Raw genomic sequence first — 20,020 nt, 5'->3', positions numbered from 1 at the left:
AGTAGGAGAGTCGTCTAGTGCTCTTCTGCTTTTTAGTTAAGGTCAAAAAAAAATCCTAAGCGTTAACTTAGGATTTTCTTGTACTCGAGGCGGGACTTGAACCCGCACGGGCATTACTACCCACTGGATTTTAAGTCCAGCGTGTCTACCACTTCCACCACTCGAGCGTCTTCTGTAGACTGCAATACTACTTCTGTATTGCGAGTGCAAATGTAGAATATTATTTTTTACTATACAACTAATAAAATATGTTTTTATAAATAAAAAAGATTAGAATATTCTTGTTTGTTGATTAATAGGTGGTTATTGAGTGTTTTTTTTGAAAATAATTTAATAAATAGTAATAGGCATCTAAGAATGATTAGTGATGTATTGGAATTAGTAAGGCGAAAGAGTGTTCGCTCTATGAAATCAACACTATTGTAGTATTGCGTTTTCTATCGGATGTCGATATTGAGATCTGGGTATATAAAATAAAAAATCCCAAGCGTTAGCTTGGGATTCTTTGTACTCGAGGCGGGACTTGAACCCGCACGGGCATTACTACCCACTGGATTTTAAGTCCAGCGTGTCTACCACTTCCACCACTCGAGCGTCTTCTGTAGACTGCGATACTATTTCTGTATTGCGAGTGCAAAAATAGAGTATTGTTTTTTAGTGTGCAAGAAAAACAGAGTGTTTTTTACTGAGAATTATTCTGTTTTGTTTTTCCATTCTTCTAACTCATTTATTGTTAGTTTAATGAGTTTTGAATACATGTACTTTACTAATGCCTTTTACTAGTACAATGCCTATTTTGATTTTAAGCATTATATAGAATTTGTTCTTTATCATTAAAATATTGGAAAATTATATTTCACATGAACAGAGTAACGACTATTAGATTGATGCTAATAGAAGGGAAGGTCATAGGATGATCTAGTTGGCGAATATAACTTTTATAAACAAAAAAAATCCCAAGCATTAGCTTGGGATTCTCTGTACTCGAGGCGGGACTTGAACCCGCACGGGCATTACTACCCACTGGATTTTAAGTCCAGCGTGTCTACCACTTCCACCACTCGAGCTCAATTGGCATTGACTGCACACGTTTTTTCGTGATTGCGAGGGCAAATATAGAATGTTTTTCTATTAAATAAAAAGACTTTTTTTATTTTTTTAAAACGATTCTATGGAGTCCTGTAAATCAGTTTTTTATAAGAGCTAGATTATACTTACTCCGCATCAAATATATCTTCTGAAGGGAAACTTCCAAAGATATCTAAAGATAAATCAAGTATCTCAGCGTTAGCAAAGTTTGATTTAATCTCGTCCATTGCCTTTTCAAATCTTAGTTCGGTATTGAATCTTCTACTATTAGCATAGATCTTTTTATCTATTGCTAGTCTGAAGTAAGACTTGCCTGATGGAGTTTTAAACTTAATGAAGTTTAGAGAATCATAGTTAGTTCTTAGAAATTCTATAGTAGAATGAATAGCTTCTACACTAGGATACTCTACACTAGTCATTAATGTTTTACCTCTTCTGTGTTCAAAAGTGTACTTATACTTTCCGTTATCTTTTAAACTAATTACGAATGCACTCATATCAATTAAGAAACAAAATTAAAGAAATTTACTTTTACAGAAATATCTAAGGGGATGACATTTCTAAAGGGGACAAAAAAAAATCCCAAGCGTTAACTTGGGATTTTGTACTCGAGGCGGGACTTGAACCCGCACGGGCATTACTACCCACTGGATTTTAAGTCCAGCGTGTCTACCACTTCCACCACTCGAGCATGATGTAGAGCGAAAAACGGGGTTCGAACCCGCGACCTCAACCTTGGCAAGGTTGCGCTCTACCAACTGAGCTATTTTCGCATAATGTTTTTTAAGAACTTCGCTTTACTTCTGTATTGCGAGTGCAAATATAGAACGTTTTTTTGTTTATCCAAATAAAAAATGACTAAAAAAGAAAGATATTTTTTAACTCATTGATTTACAAAGCCTGTGTTCATGCCTTTTTACAAAGGTTTTTGTTTAAAAAGTGAAAGGAAGCTCATTCGAGCTTCCTTCTCTATATTACTTTAGTTTTTTCTTTAACTCATTTATCTTCATAATCGCTTCTATTGGTGTGATATTATTGACGTCTATAGCAAGGATATCTTCTTTTAATTCTTCTAATAGAGGATCATCTAGATTAAAGAAACTTAGTTGTAGATCATTTTCTACTGCTTTCAGCGGTTGCTGATCTTTAGCATGTCCTTTCTCTAGTTGCTTTAACATCTTTTCTGCACGTTTTAGCACTGTGTTAGGCATACCTGCCATCTTAGCTACATGGATACCAAAACTGTGTGCACTACCACCAGGTACTAGTTTTCTCAAGAATAGCACATTGTCTTTAAGCTCTTTGACAGAGACATTATAGTTCTTTATTCCGTCGAAGTTTTGAGACATATCATTCAGCTCGTGATAGTGAGTAGCGAATAGTGTCTTAGGCTTACCAGGATGCTGATGTAGATACTCTGCGATAGCCCAGGCTATAGAGATACCATCGTAGGTACTTGTACCTCGTCCGATTTCGTCTAAAAGGACTAAACTTCTATCTGATATATTATTTAGGATAGAGGCTGTCTCATTCATCTCCACCATGAAGGTAGATTCTCCCATCGAGATATTATCAGATGCCCCCACACGTGTGAATATCTTATCTACTGGTCCCATGCGTACTTCTCTAGCAGGGACAAAACTACCCATCTGAGCTAACAGTACGATAAGTGCTGTCTGTCTAAGGATAGCAGACTTACCAGACATATTAGGCCCAGTGATCATGATGATCTGTTGTTCCTTATTGTTCAGATAGACATCATTCGTGATATAAGGTGTGTCATACGCTAGCTGTTTCTCGATCACAGGGTGACGGCCATCTTTTATATCTAGTTCATAAGAGTCGTCTATCAGTGGTCTTACATAGTTATTCTCAATAGCCTGCTGTGCGAAAGAGCTCAGACAGTCTAGCTGTGCGATAAGATTAGCATTTAGCTGTACAGGTTTGATATATTGAGCGCACCAAGCTACGAACTGTTCGAATAATTCGTTCTCTAGCTTATAGATTTTCTCTTCTGCACCTAGTATTTTAGTCTCGTATTCTTTTAATTCTTCTGTGATGTAACGCTCTGCATTCACGAGTGTCTGCTTCCTAATCCACTCAGCAGGTACTTTGTTTTTATGCGTATTACGCACTTCGATATAGTAGCCGAACACGTTGTTAAACGATATTTTAAGCGATGGAATACCTGTTTTCTCACTCTCTCTAACCTCCATAGCTTCTAGTAATTCTTTACCAGAAGTAGATATTTTGCGCAGTTCGTCTAACTCTGTGTGTACACCTTCTGCTATAGCATTTCCTTTTGCTATAGCTACAGGAGCATCTGCACTTATGGTAGTTCTAATCTTTTCTCTTAGTAGCTCACACCCATGTAGTGTATTCCCCATTTGTTTTAGAGAATCATTACTACTTTTTTGGGCAGTCTCCTTGATTGGAATAATAGCATCTAACGAATCATTTAGGTAGATTAGCTCTCTAGGAGATACCTTACCAGTAGCGATCTTAGAGATTAATCGTTCTAGGTCTGATATCTTCTTTATTTGGGTTTGGAAGAGTGTCAGGAGTTCACTGTTCTCTTTTAGTATCTCTACGATATTATGTCTATCCGTAATCTTTTTAGTGTCCTTAAGAGGTAACGCTAGCCAACGCTTCAGTAGACGACCTCCCATAGGAGATAAGGTCTTATCTATCACGTCTAATAGCGTTATCGCATTTAGGTTAGCACTGTTGTATAGCTCTAAGTTTCTGATCGTAAAACGATCCATCCACACATACGCATCTTCAGCGATACGCTGTATATTAGAGATATGTTCTAGTCTAGTATGCTGTGTCTCTGACAGGTAATATAGTATCGCTCCACAGGCTATCGTTCCTTCTACTAAATCTTCTACCCCAAAACCTTTTAGGGAATTAGTTTTAAAATGAGTGGTCAAAGACTCAAAGGCAAAGTCTGTCTTGAATACCCAGTCATCTAGTAAGAATAGATTATAAGTAGTCCCGTAGTTCTGTAAGAAGTGTGTCTTATTACTCTTCTGTACAAGGATCTCACTAGGAGCAAAGTTCTGTAATAGTTTATCTATATAATCTTGATCTCCTTCAGTAGTCAAAAATTCTCCTGTAGAAACATCTAAGAATGATATACCGATTGTCTTTTTAGCAAAGTGTATTGCACATAAGAAGTTGTTAGATTTAGAATGTAATACTTCATCATTTAGGGCAACACCAGGTGTTACTAATTCAGTAACTCCTCTTTTGACAATAGTTTTAGTTGTTTTAGGGTCTTCTAGCTGGTCACAGATAGCTACTCTTAGTCCAGCTTTGACTAACTTAGGCAGGTATACATTAATCGAGTGATGAGGAAAACCTGCTAATTCTGTTTCACTAGCTGTACCTGCACTTCGTTTGGTTAGTGTAATGCCTAATATTTTAGATGCTCTGACAGCGTCTTCACCGAATGTCTCGTAAAAATCTCCTACGCGAAATAATAGACAAGCATCAGGATACTTGGCTTTTATATCGTTGTATTGTTTCATTAATGGAGTTTCCTTAGGTGCTTTCGCTTTAGCAGTCATAATGTAGTTTTGTGTTTCAAATTACAAATATAACAGATACATTTTATAAACGCTATTTGCTTAATGAACTTCTAAGAGAGTGGTATTCCATAATACCTTTTTAGTCTGCGTATGATCATAGAAGTAAGCACCGTTATAGTCAGACCTATCACACACCCTAAGGTTACTGCTAAGCATCTAAACAGGGGAGTAGCCTCTACTGAGCTAGCAGTATGTGGCTGTACGAGTATAATGATAAGGGCTACTAAGGCTACGCGAGCCATATTTAATATCTTGAATAAATAACAAGTCATAATAGTCAGAAATACACCTAATAGACTGATGAGAAAATCAGGATTAGGATGAATCTCTAAACAGACTAAGCCGACAGCAGACCCTACTAGATTTGACTTAAATCGTTCTACAGATAGCTTTTTAGAATTCTGACCTTCTGGTGAGATAACTAGCATAATAGAGATTAAAGTCCACAGGATTTCATAGTTAGGATATTTTAAGAATAGTAGATATCCGATATAAAACCCGATAAAGCATCTGGTTGTATAGATAATGACTGGGGATGTTATAATTCTAGTTATGAGAGTTCTTACCATAGATTTTTTTTGAGTGTGCAAAGGTAGGAACTCTCATTCGATATTGCAATAATATCTTATTTCTGTTTTTTATATAGCTGAAAAGTATGAAATAATGTTAAAAAATAGTAAAAAACAAGATAAAGAAGACTTATGACAATTTAGGTCTGTCTCAAGCTAGAAATTACGAAATACTAGTACATGCAAAAAATATAATAGAGATAATGGATAGTAAGATGGCTAGTATTGGGAATTTCTGAACACAGATTTGTTTAGATTCTAGTAAGGTACAGATAATCGTCGGAAAGATAATCAGCCCTGTCAGAGACAATATCCAAGCTAATTCTATCAGATGTACATACTTAGGGCTTTGAACAAAGTCCGAAATAAGTGAGCCCTGAAGTATAACCACAAAAACTAGATTGTTTAATACGGTGAGCAGAGCCAGTTGGTTTAATACTTTCTTAGTCATGGTGGTGGTGGCTTTGTTGGTTTATAACAAAGTTAGTCAATGTATGAGAAAAATGTAAGGAAGGAGAGAGTAGTTATTGTTTTAAAAGTATAATAATGAGGTTGTTGTATTTGAATAGTGTTACCTTTTTATGATGTGTAATTCTATTGATTAATGGATAATTAGTTAAAAATAAAATCTAGATGAGAGTAATCCATTTGATAAATAGTATTTTTGCTAAAATTTTTAAGTCATGCGTAAATTAGCCAATAGCGAATTGGATCGTAAAAATGTAGAAGAGTTTAAAGCTTCTGAGAAAACACCTATTATTGTAGTTTTAGATGATGTAAGAAGTTTACATAATATTGGGTCTGTGTTCAGAACGTGCGATGCTTTTTTAGTTGAGAAAGTATATCTATGTGGTATCACGGCTACCCCTCCAAATAAAGAAATACACAAAACAGCTCTAGGGGCAACCGAAACTGTAGAGTGGGAATATGCTAAGGATGTAGTAGAGGTAGTGAAGTCATTAAAAGATAGTGGTGTATCTGTACAGTCTGTAGAGCAGGTAGAGAATAGCGTGATGCTAAATGACTTTAAGATATCAGAAGGAACAAAATATGCATTAGTATTCGGTAATGAAGTAAAAGGAGTTAATCAAGAGGTGGTAAACTTAAGTGATGGAGTGATCGAGATACCACAGCTAGGTACGAAGCATTCTTTAAATATCTCTGTAAGTGCAGGGATTGTGATTTGGGACTTATTCCAACAGATGTAATACTGAGACAACAATTATATAGCGAAGAGCTACTTCATACAGGAGTAGCTTTTTTTTATGTCTATATAGCAGCTTGTATTGATCTATAATGCCCTCTAGTGGAGATAATGAGCTATCATGGAGTTATTGGCCTCGTATGGAGAATATACTGTTTATTAACTTGTTGATATATAGTTGTTTGCTTTGGTTTTGACTAGGATCGTTCGGGTAGTACTTGGGTGAAGCTTTGGTTTTGCTCGGATAAAGACCTTTTTACCGAAGAATAGCAAAACTGTATCCGAACAACATCTGTACAAATATTGCATTTCATTGACTTTATAACGTTTATGAGTGAGATACAGCATGGTCATAAGCAACCAAAATAATCAAAATAAGGCAAGGTAACATGTATAATTTAATGATATTATCACGTTATAGTAATGGACTAAATAATATCTTTGAGATAAATAAAAGAGAAGTAATGAAGATATTCGAAATAGGAAATGGACAGACTGTCATAAAAGGACCAAGTCATTATTATAGCTGTAATGATGGGGATAGTACTGTGATACTATACAGAGGCGAGCATGATGATGAACCTCTGATTAGATTTAGTGTCATCTCTTTTAAGAGAGCTGAGGGAGTGACACAGAAAGTGCTTCTTCAAGACTTTAAGGATAAAGCCCGTCAGAAGAATGCAGAGGCTGTGACGTATAAAGGAAAAAGTTATTTCTCTTATGCTAATGAGGATGAAGAGGAGCTATATATGCACATATTCGAAGTGATGTATGGTGATGATATTATTATTGTTTCGTTGACTGTAAATAAGGAGGATAGTGGGAGTGATGAGTTAGCAGTCTATCTAAAAGAAATAGAGGAAATGATCAGAAGTATAGATAGTCTATCATCTCTACAGTTTCCATTACTAGAGCCTAAGTATGATGATGTAGTACGTCTAGAGACAGCATCGGCTAAAATATTAGGGATAGCGGCAGAAGACCTTCAGACTTATCACGAGAGTGGTGATTCTATAACGAAGTTACAGGAAATACTGAATCTAAGAGAGTATGCGGTGAATGATTATGAATACCATCAGGCACTAGGTATCTTGTTCGGAGCATGTTTTCAGTATCAGTACAGTGATTTTCATTGGATAGTGGTACATGATCAGTATGGTAGAGAGTTGGCGTTGCAATATCAAGATTATGCTTTGCAATGTTTTCCGATTTCGATGATTACTAAGCGAATAGAAGATGAGGTAGACATCGATGTAATAGCCTTAATGGAGGATGTGGTACAGCATATAGAGATTGGAATAGAGCGTGATAAAGGGTATACACGACTAGAGTATAATTATTAATAAGAATAATGGTCAAGAGATTGATTCTCTTTTTACCTATGTATAACTGTAACATTTTTAGCGTAATGGCTAATCATTAATTTTAATACATTAAAACGATTAGGATGAACACCAAGATATTATTGCTCGTGCTGATGCTATCTTCTGTTGTATTTGGACAAGAGATACAGAAGTATAAGTTAGATCATTATTTAGACGAGGTTTCTAAAAATAATACAGAAGCAGGTAGTCTCTCTATTTTTAAAAAAGGAGAAGAAGTCTATCATAAAGACTTTGGACATGATAATTTACCTGATACCTCGTCTGATGAGAATAAGATGTATCAGATAGGCTCTGTGACTAAGCTTTATACTGCTGTGATTATATTTAAGTTAATAGAAGAGGGCAAATTAGAATTGACCACTAAGTTATCTGACTTCTACTCTGATATGCCTAATGCTGATCGTATCACGATCAAGAATCTATTAGATCACAGTAGTGGACTAGGTAGCTATGTAGTTAAAAATGGTGAAGTGTGGGTAACAGAGAAAGTGATAGAGCAGGAGATACTTAATCTGATTAAAGAACAAGGAGTGAAGTTTGCTCCTGATACAGATAGAGCATATTCTAATTCGGCTTATTATCTATTGACTAAAATAATAGAGAAGGTGACTGATAAGCCATATCATTTGTTAATCAATCAGTACATCGTGAATCCATTGCAGTTAAAAAGTACATACTCTGCTAAATCTATGCCTATCTATGTGCATAAGCCATATCAGTTTGAACATGGGAGATGGGTAGATATGGTAGATATTAACCCGATGAACATTATAGGTGTGGGAGACTTGACTACGACTACTAAAGAGTTGAATATCTTTATTTATAATTTATTTCAAGGCAAAGTAATTACATCAGCATCTTTAGAATCAATGTTGCCCAAAAAGATAGAAGGTAAATATGGGAGAGGTATAATGCATTTAGTCTATGACGATGTAAGCTTCTATGGACATGGTGGAGATACACTAGGGACGCATACGATGCTAGTATACAATCCTGATGACGAAGTATCTATAGCTTATAGTAGTAACGCTCAGCAGGTACCTAATGAGGTGTTTCTTAGTATTGTGAATATGCTGTATCATAAAGAGTATAAACTTCTGAAAGAAAAGGACTAAAATAGACAAGCTAACGCAATGGTTAGCTTTTTTTATAAGATGGTAATATAACTTTTATGACTACAATAAAAAAGGTATATTTATCTAAGGATCATAAGTAACGTGTATGCAATATATAGATTTAGGAGTAGAGAAGTTAGTATTAGTAATACCTGATGAGTATGATGTAGAGTTAGCAGATTATGGAGGGTTTATCTTGACGAAAGATGGAGTGAGTTATCTGCCTTATATCTCTGTGTATGATATAAAAACAGTAGGGGGAGACGACTTTGACTTCGAGCAGGTGTTAGAGGACTTTACTACTGAAGCGAGTCATATAGAAGTGGAGGTAAAGGAGGTGGGAGATAAGTTCTATTATATGACAGAGCTAGAGATAGAAGATCTATATATCTATGAGTATTCTGTACTGTATAACAATGTACGCTTTGAGCTACAATTATTCATCAGCCAGTCAGATGTAAATTCTGAGTTAGAAAGAGATTATCTAGAAGAGGTAGTACAGATGATAGAGTACGTAGGGATAGTCCTTAATGAAGAACACAGTAGTCAAACACTGACTCCTGAAGAACTCGAGTTTATAGAGTCTAGCGTAAGCACACTCTTAGGAGCAAATAAATATGAGCTAAAACCAGTATTTGATTCTGGTAAAGCGTTAGACATCCTGCAGTGGTTATTCGATGAGCAGTGCTTTGATCTAAAGGATAAAGAATATCTAGGTAAGTTAGGGTTGTTATTTGGGGCATTACTTCGCTATTATTATATCGATTTTGAATGGGTAGGTGTAGAAGGTGATCTTGGCTACGAGTACGCTTTACAGTATAAGGATACAGAGGTTATTATTTTTCCGATTAGTCTAGTAGTCTCTCGATTAGAAGCAGGAGAACATATCCAAATAGCACGTTTATTAGATAAAATATTTCAATCTGTAGAAGATCAGTTCGAGAATGAATAAATGTAGCTAGATACGTTCTTAATTTAGGTTAAGTGTATGAGGGTGTTAGAGGTTATAAATTTGTCTCATACAAAACGCTACTGATAAGACAGTGGTTATAACCTTAAAAAATAGAATTATTATGACAAATACAGTTTGGAATATCGACCCTACACATTCAGAAATAGGATTTAAAGTAAAACACATGATGTTTACGAATGTATCAGGTAAGTTTAATGACTTCACATCGACAATTAAGAATGTAGATGCAGCATTCGAAACTTCAGAAATATCATTTACAGCGAAGGTAGCTTCTATAGATACAAATAATGCAGATAGAGATACTCACCTAAAAAGTGCGGATTTCTTCGAAACAGAGCTTTATCAAGATATCGTGTTTACTTCTACTTCTATTCAGAAAAAAACAGACAACTACTATGTAGTAACTGGTATGCTAACAATAAAAGGAGTGACGAAAGAGGTAGCATTTAATACAGAATATAGTGGAGTACTAGTAGACCCATGGGGAAATACTAAGATAGGACTGTCTCTAGAGTCTAAGATTAACCGTAAAGAGTTTGGACTGACTTGGAATGCTGGTTTAGAAACAGGTGGAGTGTTAGTAGGAGAGGATATTAAGTTATTCGCTGAAGTGCAGTTCGCTAAGGCTTAATGATGTCTTCATAGATGTAAATTTTTAATATACAAGCGCGAAAGCCTTCAAAGGATCCCTTTGAAGGCTTTTTTTATAGTTAGAAACTGCTTAGTTTCATATATCCTAGTTCTATGTGATCTTCTGTTAGAGGTTCTATAGAAGGAGTTATTTTGATAGCGTACTGCTGTTTTAAATCTTCATTTAAGATTTCGTCCATCTCATAGATATCATCTACATCTAGACCATACTTATTATCTACGTGACTATATCCTCTCGGAGGCAGGTTATACTCTTCATAGAAGTCTGTACTCTTTACATACTGGATGGCTTCTTTCTGACTATTAGCGACTACTAGACACGTCTGGTGGAATTCGTCAAAAATACCTGGTTTATATCCACCTAGGTTGATAAAGAATAGCTTTAGACCATTAGGTTGGTACGTTTCTCTAGAGACTACTTCTATGCGATGACGTTGTACAGATGTTACTTCTCTCCATGCATCTACGTGTAGTTTAGGCCCTGCTTCTGGCCAAAAGTCAACTATCTGTGGGATGAGGTCTTTCATCTGTGTACCTATGCCGAAGTAGATATCATGCTGTTCTATATGACGTCCTGGAGGAGTGACTCCTAGCATGGTCATAAATAGTTTATTCGTCATGTTTCACTAATTTATGTTGGATCTTATCTAAGATGTAGATATAGTCTTCTTGATTAGCTACGAAGTCTAAGTCTGATATATCGATGATCAATACTTTGTCTGCAGGCATTGTCTTGATATAGTTAAAATAGCCTTGGTTCACTTGATCTAAGTAAGTACCTGGTATTTCACTTTCGTAAGAACGACCACGTTTCTGTATATTTTCTAATAAGCGATCTGTGTTCTGGTATAGGTATACATATAGATCAGGCTTAGGAGTCTCTTTATACATAATCTCAAATATCTGCTGATACAGCTTGAACTCGTCTTCTTCTAAAGTAATCTGAGCAAAGATGATAGACTTGTAGATATAATAATCAGCAATGATAAACTCTTTAAAAAGGTCAAACTGTGCTAAGTCATCCGATAGCTGTGAGTATCTGTCTGCTAAGAATGACATCTCTAATGGAAATGCATATCTAGTAGCATCTTTATAAAACTTAGGCAAGAAAGGGTTGTCCGCAAAACCTTCTAGAATATTCTTTGCATTAAAGTCTTCTGATATACGATTAGTTAAGGTAGTCTTACCAGCACCTATATTTCCTTCTATGGCGATAAAGTTTACATGAGTAAAGCCATATTGAAGAATAGGACTTTTTATCTCTCCTACAATCTTAAAAGATGTTTTATCTTTACAGTTATTCAATAATTCTTTGAAACTTTGTTTTAGTATAGGGTGTGCCCATTCTAAGTTTAGATCTGCGCATGGCTGTAGTACGAACTGTCTGTCTTGCATCAAGGGATGAGGTACAGATAGATTGTCAGTATTATACACTTCTTGGTTAAAAGAGATAATATCGATATCTATCAGTCTAGCACTATACCCTACTGTGTGCTGTGGACGTATTCTGCCTAGTATTTGTTCTATTTCGAGTACCTTTAGAATGACTGTTTCAGCCTTTAGCGTACTGTGTAATAATACAGCACAATTAAAGAAAGGATCGCTCTCAAAACCCCAAGCAGGAAATTCGTAAATAGGTGATATTTTAATGACTGTACCAATATGCTTGTTAATCAGCTCGATAGATTTCTCTATGTTAGATAATTTATCTCCTTGATTAGAACCTATTGATAATACTATTTGATTTTGCGTAAACATGGGGCAAAGTAAATAAAAGAAAATTGAATAATCGTTACTTTTGTATCAGTTAATAATGCAAATTTACGGGTATAATCTGTAACTTTTTTTATAATTTGAATACTAATAAGATAAATTGTTTTTAATATGAGGTTTTTAAGAAATGTTTTAGCTACGATAGTAGGTCTGTTTATATTCTTCGGAATATTATTTTTTGGACTGATGATCATTGGCGTAGCTATGGGAAGTAGTTCTGATACTGTTACGGTAAAAGATAGTTCAGTTATTAATTTAGATTTATCTAGTGTGAAATATGACTATGCAGGTAAATATAATATGAAAGAATTCGGCTTTAGAGAAGCTGGGAAAGATGGTGTGTCTGACGTACTAGCGGCTATAGAGTATGCAAAGACAGATGATCGTATTAAAGGAATCTCTATTCTGAATAATAACTCTATGCTAGGAGTAGTACAGAAACGCGAGATTAGAAATAAACTGGAAGAGTTTAAAGCAACAGGTAAGTTCGTATTGGCTTATGCTAATGTATATTCACAAGGAGAATATTATTTAAACTCTATCGCAGATACTATTTATGTTAACCCGGTAGGAGGGTTAGACTTTAAGGGATTGTCTACAGAGATTCTTTACTTAAAAGGATTACAAGACAAAACGGGAGTACAAATGGAAGTAATGAGACACGGTAAATATAAAAGTGCTGTAGAACCATTCTTACAAGAACATATGAGTGAGGCGAATAGAGAGCAGACAACAGTGTTCTTAAAGTCTATTTGGGAAACATTAGTTAACGATATCTCTAAGAGCAGAAAGATATCTGTAGATAGCTTAAATATGATAGCAAATAATCTAGGAGCTAGAACACCTAAATTAGCTTTAAAAACAAGATTAGTGGATAAAGTAGCTTATGAGGATGAGTATCATGCAGCTATCAAACATGAATTAGGTGTAGAAGGAGATAAAGATTATAATAGCGTAGATATCTTAGATTACGTTAAAGATGTGATTGTAAAAAATAGTGCAAAGACAGCTAAGGACCGTATTGCGGTAATCTATGCACAAGGGGAGATTAGAGATGGAGAAGGTAGCGTAAGCTATATCGGTGAAGGATCTATCAATCGTGCTTTAAAAGCAGCAAGAAAAGATGATAAAATAAAAGCTATCGTACTAAGAGTAAATAGCCCTGGTGGTAGTGCTCTGACTTCTGAGTTAATCTGGAGAGAGATAGAGTTGACTAAAAAAGTGAAGCCAGTGATTGTTTCTATGGGAGATGTAGCTGCATCTGGAGGGTATTATATCTCTAGTAATGCAGATAGAATCTTTGCAGATCCAGGCACGATTACAGGTTCTATAGGGGTATTCGGTATGGTTCCGAACTTTAAAGCATTAGCTACAAAGTATGGAGTAAATGCAGAACAAGTGAAGACACATGATAATGCGGCTAACTATAGTCCGTTTAGAGATGTTGATCCAGGCTTTAGAATGATGGTGACAGAAGGGATAGAGGATATATACACTACATTCGTTCAGAGAGTAGCTGATGGAAGAAAGATGACAGTAGAACAGGTAAATGAATTAGCTCAAGGTAGAGTGTGGACTGGAAAGGATGCACTAGAAAATAAACTAGTAGATGAATTAGGTGGATTAGATACAGCTATCGCTTATGCTGCTAAAAAGGTAGAGATAGACGACTATAAAGTAGTAAACTACCCAGAGTATAAAATGAAGTTCGAAGATATGCTTAGAGGGTATTTAGGTGCTTCTGTGTTTAAATCAGAAGAAGAGTTAATCAAAGAAAAGATAGGTGAAGCTAACTATGAAATGATAGAGAGACTTAACTATTTCAACAATATGAGAGGTGTACAAGCAATATTGCCTTTTGAAGTAAAAATAGAATAGTTATAAGAGAATGTTTAGTCAGATTTATGCTTTAGTTAAAGAAGGCATAAATTGATTAATATCGAATAAAGAGTTATCCTTTTAAACTAGGGATAACTCTTTTTTTTTGTTATTTTGTAATAAAATGAAAAGTTATGAATAAAAAGGTTTTAAAGTGGACAGGAGGTTTAGTGTTGGGATTGTTTATCTTACTAATGCTAACGCCTATTTTGTTTAAGGGAAAAATACAGGATTTAGTACTTAAAACGATTAATGACAATTTAAATGCGAAGGTGACATTCGAGAAAGTAGACCTGAGCTTTATACGTAACTTTCCTAAGGCAACAGTAGTGATTAAGGATTTGGCTGTTGTGAATAAAGAACCATTTGCAGGAGATACCTTAGTATCTGCAAAAATGATAGGACTAAAGATGTCTATTATGGAGTTGTTCAATGGAGCTGATAAGCCTATGAGTATAGAAGATATCTTGGTAGAGAATGCTAAAGTTAACGTGATAGTGAATGAACAAGGAGTAGCTAACTATGATATAGCATTAAAAAAGGAGGAAGAAGAGAAAGAGGATTCTTCAGATAAAGATCCGTTCTCTTTAGCTTTAAATCATTATAAGATAGACAATCTAAGCCTAACGTATAAAGATTTAGGGAGTAAGATGATGTTTACTATTAACGAGTTCTATCACCAAGGGACAGGTAATCTATCAGATGATGTACTAGATTTAGATACAGAATCTAAAGCAAAAGTTTCGTTTGTAATGGATGGTACAAAGTTTTTGAATGAGGTCAACTTATCATTGAAAGCTTTAATCGGAATGGATATGACGAAACAATTGTATTCGTTTAAAGAGAATAAAGCATTGATTAATCAGTTGCCATTAGCATTTGATGGTTCAGTTCAGTTATTAGATGAAGGACAGCAGTTTGACTTGAGTTTTGCTACTCCTGATTCGGACTTTAAAAACTTCTTAGGATTAATACCAGAAGCTTATGCGGGTAATCTAAAAGGGGTGACTACATCAGGTGATTTTAAAGTAGAAGGAAAGGTAAAAGGTAAAATGACAGAAACGACTATTCCTACACTAGCTATTCACATGAATGCAAAAAATGCTTCTTTTAAGTACCCAGATCTTCCTAAAACAGTACAAAATATTCTATTAGATGTTAATGTGATGAATGAGACAGGGATAATGAAAGATCTGTATGTAGATATTAACCAATTGTCATTTAAGATAGATCAAGATGTATTCAATGCGAAAGCGAAGATTAAGAACATTAGTGAGAATGCGTTAGTAGATGCAAATTTTGATGGGATTATTAATTTAGCAAATGTATCTAAAGCATATCCTGTGAAACTAGATACACCACTGACAGGGATATTAAAAGCGAAAGTAGCTACTAATTTTGATATGAACTCTGTAGAGAAAGAACAATATCAAAACATAAAAAACAGTGGTAGTGTATCTTTGACAGGCTTTAATTTTAGTACAGATGCGATGGCTAAGCCAATGCAGATACAAGAGGCAGCTCTTACTTTTAATACAAGTAATGTTACGCTAAATAAGCTTGCTATAAAAACGGGTACTTCAGATTTAAATGCAGACGGAAGATTAGATAACCTATATGGTTTCTTATTTAAGAAACAGACCTTAAAAGGGAACTTTAATTTAAACTCTAATAATTTTGTATTAGCTGATTTATTAAAAGAAGACACTTCTAAAGTAGAAGATAAGAAAGAGAAATCAACTACGACAAAAGCATCTGATCCATTAAAGATTCCAGGGTTCTTAGATTGTACAATTAATGCAAATGCAAAGACGGTAGTATACGATGACCTAACACTTAAGAATGTAAAAGGAACATTAGTGATTAAAGATGAAGCTGCACGTCTTCAGAATATGTCAACAGATCTTTTTGGTGGAAAAATAGCATTCGGAGGGAATGTATCTACAAAAGAAGCTGTACCAACTTTTGATATGAACTTAGGACTGCAAAGTTTAGATATCAAACAGACTTTTACTGATCTAGGATTTTTAAAGGCTGTAGCACCTATTGCTAATGTAATGTTAGGAAAAGTAAATGCAGCTGTAGTGATGAAAGGGAAGTTAAATGCTGCAGATTTATCACCAGATTTAAATACAATGTCAGGTGATATAAAAGGTGATTTAGCGAATGCTAGTATTAATGCTCAGAATTCTAAACTATTATCTTCATTAGATGGAGCGTTGAACTTCATTGATTTGAAGAATCTAGATTTGAGTAATAAAAAGATGCATATTGTTTTTAATAATGGACGTGTACAGTTTAAACCTTTTGATATAAAAACAAAAGACTTAGCAGTGACTGTATCAGGAGAGCATGGTTTTGATCAAAGTCTTAATTATGCTTTGGACTTTAAATTACCAGCTAAATTGTTAGGTAATGATGTCGCTAATGCACTAACAGCTTTAGGACCTAAATCTAGTAATAAGTTTGATGCAATACCTGTGAAAGTAGGAGTGACCGGTGACTTTACCAACCCAAAGGTGTCTGCTAATATGGCTGATGTAGTAAAGAATATTACAAATGAAATCTTAGAAGAACAGAAGAATCAATTAGTAGGAAAAGGTAAAGATGCACTACTAGATATCTTAGGAGGTAAAAAGGAAAACAATACTTCAAATGAAGAGGATTCAACAAAGAAAAAGGAAACTGAAGAAACAGTCAATAAAATTTGCGAAGGCTTAAAAGGGCTGTTCGGTAAAAAGAAAAAGACCGAAGAAACAGAATAGCATAAAATAAACGAGCTCCATTATGGAGCTCGTTTATTTTATGTATGTATTAAATGATTTCGATATTAACCATATATCCTTCATAAGTACGAATATTAAATACAGTACCATCTTCGAATAGTAAATATTGTCCTTTGACACCTTTTAACTTACCTTCATAAGAAGGAGTTTTGTCGAGGTTAAGACTTTTTATCTTTGTAGGGAATTGTATGACAGGGTAATCTAGATTAAAGATAGAAGAGTCAGTTTGATCAAAGTAAGGTCTTACTTCTTCTGGTAGTTTCTCTTTTAGAGAATTTCTTATTTCTTCTAAGTTTGTTTCTAGTACTTCATTCTGTAGCATCTTTCTCCAATTCGTTTTGTCTGTAAACATATCTTTTAGAGCTACCTCAGTGATTCCTGCTAAGTATCTATTAGGCACTTCTACTATCTCTATTGCTTTAGAAGCCCCCTGATCTATCCACCTAGTAGGTACTTGTGTTTTTCTAGTTACCCCTACTTTTACATCACTAGCTACAGCTAGATATACGATATGAGGCTGTATCTGTACCTTTGTTTCATACTCTAGGTCTCTATCTTCTATCCCTAGGTGAGCTGTACTTAACTCAGGCCTCATGATCCAATCACCTACTTGTGCACTAGAGTAAAAACACTCATAACAAAAACCTTGTCTAAATATCTTTTTGTGCTGTCCACAGTTTAAACATTCATATCCTGTAAACTCAATCTTTATGTTTCTGTCAAGAATCTGATTTATATTGATGAAGTTACTTTTAAATACTAAATAGTATTCAATAGGGGTGTTAAATTCCGTCTGCATTTTGTTTAAAACTCCTTCGTATTGCATAGATAAAATTGTTATTTTTGGGTAAGTTGTAAAAGTACGAAAAAACATTTACGACTGTAATTACTAACTTTTCATAATGAAAAGATTAGATACTTGACTAATTAATAAGATATGGCATTCACAATTATTAATTCTATCGCTTCTTGGATATTGAAGAAGAGAATTCACCAGATAGATCTATTTAGAAAATACCCAAATGAAGTACAAAATGACTTGTTTTTGAATTTAATGAAGACAAATGAAAAGACAATCTTAGGAAAGCAGTTTGGCTACGATAGTATTAAGAGCTATGGAGATTTCGCAGAGAGAGTGCCTTTATTTAAGTACGAGGAGTTCGAACCTTATATAGAACGTGCACGCCAAGGAGAGAATAATATCTTTTGGCCAGAGCCTATCCGTTGGTTTGCTAAGTCAAGTGGAACTACCAATGCAAAGAGTAAGTTTATACCTGTGAGTAATGAAGCATTAGAGAATTGTCATTATAAAGCAGCAAAAGACTTACTGTGTTTATATTTAAATAACAATGAAGATTCCCAGTTATTTACTGGGAAGAGTTTAAGGTTAGGAGGAAGTAAACAACTTTATGAAGATAAGAATACTTTCTTTGGAGATCTATCGGCTATCTTAATTGATAATATGCCTTTTTGGGCAGAGTTAAGTAGTACTCCTAGTAATAAGACATCACTGATGTCTGAATGGGAGAGTAAGATGAATGCGATTATTAAGGAAGTAAGGAATGAGAATGTAACTAGTTTTGCAGGAGTACCTTCATGGATGTTAGTGTTGTTAAACCGCATTATACAAGAGACAGGTAGGGGAGATTTATTAGAACTATGGCCTAATGCTGAGGTGTATTTCCACGGAGGAGTTAGTTTTGAGCCTTATAAGGATCAATATAAAAAGCTACTACCTAGTGATCGATTTAGATATTATGAGATCTATAATGCTTCTGAAGGTTTCTTTGCTATTCAAGATCAGAATGACTGTAATGAACTATTATTAATGTTAGATTACGGAATATTCTATGAGTTTATTCCGATGGATACTTTCGGAACTTCTAATCAAAAGATAATTCCATTATCAGAAGTAGAGATAGGTAAGAATTATGCACTAGTGATCACTACTAATGCAGGATTAGTAAGATACTTAATCGGAGATACAGTGCGCTTTACTAGTCTATTACCTTACCGTATTAAAATAACAGGACGTACTAAACATTTTATCAATGTATTCGGTGAAGAACTGATGATAGAGAATACAGACCGAGCGCTAGCAAAGACCTGTGTTGAATTTAATGCTGAGGTAGCTGAGTACACGGTAGCACCTATATTTATGGAAGGAAAAGAGAAAGGTGCTCACGAATGGGTAGTAGAGTTCAGTAAAGCTCCTGATAATTTACAATTGTTCAGTGAAGTACTAGATAAGAATCTACAAGCTCTCAACTCAGATTATGAGGCGAAGCGTACGAATAATATGACTTTAAATCCATTAGTGTTACACAGTGCTCGTAAAAATCTATTCTATGATTGGCTAAAGAATAACAATAAACTTGGAGGACAACATAAGGTACCACGTTTATCTAATGAACGTATATTATTAGAAGAACTGCTATCAATGCAACGTATATTAGTATAATCTACTAGAATTAAATCTATATCAAAGCATTCATTTTAATGGATGCTTTTTTTATATCTAGTTATTAGTGCTTTAAAAGAATTGATTGTAATTAACTGTAATACAGTATTGTATTTAAGTTGAGGTAAATATTGGGTTAGAAAAGTATGGATATAAAAAAACCCTGCCTAGCAGGGTCTTTTTTATGAACAGTTTTGCTAAAATTATTTAGCAGCTTCTTCTGTAGCTGGAGCTTCCTCAGTAGCTGGAGCTTCTTCTGTAGCTGGAGCCTCTTCTGTAGCTTCTGGAGCAACTTCTTCAGTAGCTGGAGCTTCCTCAGTTACTACTTCTTCAGTTGTTGTTTCTTCTACAGCTGGTTCTTTTGCAGTTTCTTTACAAGAAACGAAAGATACTCCCATCATTGCTACTAAAGCGATGCTTAATGCGATTTTTTTCATCTTACTAAATTATAAAAGTTAATTATTAATTCGTGACAAATATATGAATTTTTTGGTTCGCAAAACTTTTTTTGAATATTTTTTTTTATTCAATAAGTAATTGTAA

Annotated in this window: 16 protein-coding genes and 5 tRNA genes; 8 read left to right on the top strand and 13 right to left on the bottom strand. The window is 34.7% G+C overall.

Annotated elements, in window-relative coordinates; translation table 11 throughout:
* Positions 1-81: 81 nt before the first annotated feature.
* The 9 genes from AABL85_RS15650 to AABL85_RS15610 all read right to left on the bottom strand — a co-directional run bounded on the left by AABL85_RS15650 (position 82) and on the right by AABL85_RS15610 (position 5,702).
* Positions 82-167: transfer RNA gene (locus AABL85_RS15650), tRNA-Leu, on the bottom strand.
* A 341-nt stretch (positions 168-508) separates the two neighbouring features.
* Positions 509-594: transfer RNA gene (locus AABL85_RS15645), tRNA-Leu, on the bottom strand.
* 387 nt (positions 595-981) lie between these two features.
* Positions 982-1,067, bottom strand: a tRNA-Leu gene (locus AABL85_RS15640).
* 147 nt (positions 1,068-1,214) lie between these two features.
* Positions 1,215-1,586, bottom strand: coding sequence for a hypothetical protein (locus AABL85_RS15635; protein WP_041888959.1), 372 nt, complete (start codon positions 1,584-1,586; stop codon positions 1,215-1,217).
* Between the two features lie 108 nt (positions 1,587-1,694).
* Positions 1,695-1,780, bottom strand: a tRNA-Leu gene (locus tag AABL85_RS15630).
* Positions 1,781-1,789: 9 nt separating this feature from the next.
* Positions 1,790-1,862 (bottom strand) — tRNA-Gly (locus AABL85_RS15625).
* Between the two features lie 201 nt (positions 1,863-2,063).
* On the bottom strand, positions 2,064-4,661 hold the full coding sequence (gene mutS, locus AABL85_RS15620; protein ID WP_341310751.1) for a DNA mismatch repair protein MutS: 2,598 nt from the start codon (positions 4,659-4,661) through the stop codon (positions 2,064-2,066).
* 71 nt (positions 4,662-4,732) lie between these two features.
* A complete protein-coding gene (locus AABL85_RS15615) occupies positions 4,733-5,251 on the bottom strand; it encodes an FUSC family protein (protein ID WP_286413536.1) in 519 nt (172 codons plus the stop codon).
* Between the two features lie 163 nt (positions 5,252-5,414).
* A complete protein-coding gene (locus AABL85_RS15610) occupies positions 5,415-5,702 on the bottom strand; it encodes a hypothetical protein (RefSeq protein ID WP_286413537.1) in 288 nt (95 codons plus the stop codon).
* 232 nt (positions 5,703-5,934) lie between these two features.
* On the opposite strand from AABL85_RS15610, the gene AABL85_RS15605 reads away from it, so the two are divergent.
* The 5 genes from AABL85_RS15605 to AABL85_RS15585 all read left to right on the top strand — a co-directional run bounded on the left by AABL85_RS15605 (position 5,935) and on the right by AABL85_RS15585 (position 10,559).
* Positions 5,935-6,459, top strand: a complete 525-nt coding sequence (locus tag AABL85_RS15605) for an RNA methyltransferase (protein ID WP_341310750.1) — start codon at positions 5,935-5,937, stop codon at positions 6,457-6,459.
* Between the two features lie 385 nt (positions 6,460-6,844).
* A complete protein-coding gene (locus AABL85_RS15600) occupies positions 6,845-7,798 on the top strand; it encodes a DUF3806 domain-containing protein (protein WP_341310749.1) in 954 nt (317 codons plus the stop codon).
* Positions 7,799-7,902: 104 nt separating this feature from the next.
* Complete coding sequence (locus tag AABL85_RS15595; protein WP_341310748.1) at positions 7,903-8,955, top strand: serine hydrolase domain-containing protein; 1,053 nt, start codon at positions 7,903-7,905, stop codon at positions 8,953-8,955.
* 106 nt (positions 8,956-9,061) lie between these two features.
* Entirely contained in the window at positions 9,062-9,907 is an 846-nt protein-coding gene (locus AABL85_RS15590) for a DUF3806 domain-containing protein (RefSeq protein WP_341310747.1), read from the top strand.
* Positions 9,908-10,028: 121 nt separating this feature from the next.
* The gene (locus AABL85_RS15585) at positions 10,029-10,559 is read left to right on the top strand and encodes a YceI family protein (RefSeq protein ID WP_286413542.1); all 531 of its coding nucleotides are present in this window, start codon (positions 10,029-10,031) and stop codon (positions 10,557-10,559) included.
* A gap of 79 nt (positions 10,560-10,638) precedes the next feature.
* Here the strand turns inward: AABL85_RS15585 and AABL85_RS15580 are convergent, their stop codons facing one another.
* The gene (locus AABL85_RS15580; protein WP_341310746.1) at positions 10,639-11,199 is read right to left on the bottom strand and encodes a DUF1543 domain-containing protein; all 561 of its coding nucleotides are present in this window, start codon (positions 11,197-11,199) and stop codon (positions 10,639-10,641) included.
* Positions 11,189-12,337, bottom strand: a complete 1,149-nt coding sequence (folK, locus tag AABL85_RS15575; protein WP_341310745.1) for a 2-amino-4-hydroxy-6-hydroxymethyldihydropteridine diphosphokinase — start codon at positions 12,335-12,337, stop codon at positions 11,189-11,191. The genes AABL85_RS15580 and folK overlap by 11 nt, the downstream gene beginning before the upstream one ends.
* 126 nt (positions 12,338-12,463) lie before the next feature.
* Here folK and sppA point away from each other — a divergent pair, with 126 nt between their 5' ends.
* Both sppA and AABL85_RS15565 read left to right on the top strand, forming a co-directional pair.
* Positions 12,464-14,230: a signal peptide peptidase SppA gene (sppA, locus tag AABL85_RS15570; protein ID WP_341310744.1), complete on the top strand. Its 1,767-nt coding sequence runs from the start codon at positions 12,464-12,466 to the stop codon at positions 14,228-14,230.
* A gap of 134 nt (positions 14,231-14,364) precedes the next feature.
* Positions 14,365-16,995, top strand: a complete 2,631-nt coding sequence (locus tag AABL85_RS15565) for an AsmA-like C-terminal region-containing protein (RefSeq protein WP_341310743.1) — start codon at positions 14,365-14,367, stop codon at positions 16,993-16,995.
* A 49-nt stretch (positions 16,996-17,044) separates the two neighbouring features.
* On the opposite strand, the gene AABL85_RS15560 is transcribed toward AABL85_RS15565, so the two are convergent.
* On the bottom strand, positions 17,045-17,842 hold the full coding sequence (locus AABL85_RS15560; RefSeq protein ID WP_286436716.1) for a DUF2797 domain-containing protein: 798 nt from the start codon (positions 17,840-17,842) through the stop codon (positions 17,045-17,047).
* Between the two features lie 111 nt (positions 17,843-17,953).
* Between AABL85_RS15560 and AABL85_RS15555 the strand changes: the two genes are divergently transcribed.
* The gene (locus AABL85_RS15555; RefSeq protein ID WP_341310742.1) at positions 17,954-19,477 is read left to right on the top strand and encodes a GH3 auxin-responsive promoter family protein; all 1,524 of its coding nucleotides are present in this window, start codon (positions 17,954-17,956) and stop codon (positions 19,475-19,477) included.
* 203 nt (positions 19,478-19,680) lie between these two features.
* Here the strand turns inward: AABL85_RS15555 and AABL85_RS15550 are convergent, their stop codons facing one another.
* Positions 19,681-19,914: a hypothetical protein gene (locus AABL85_RS15550; RefSeq protein ID WP_286413550.1), complete on the bottom strand. Its 234-nt coding sequence runs from the start codon at positions 19,912-19,914 to the stop codon at positions 19,681-19,683.
* Positions 19,915-20,020 lie beyond the last annotated feature (106 nt).

This window comes from Myroides odoratimimus (genome assembly GCF_038039805.1).
Taxonomy (GTDB): Bacteria; Bacteroidota; Bacteroidia; order Flavobacteriales; family Flavobacteriaceae; genus Flavobacterium; species Flavobacterium odoratimimum_B.
The sequence above is the reverse complement of the archived record's forward strand: the minus strand, read 5'-3'. Positions and strand labels throughout refer to the sequence as shown.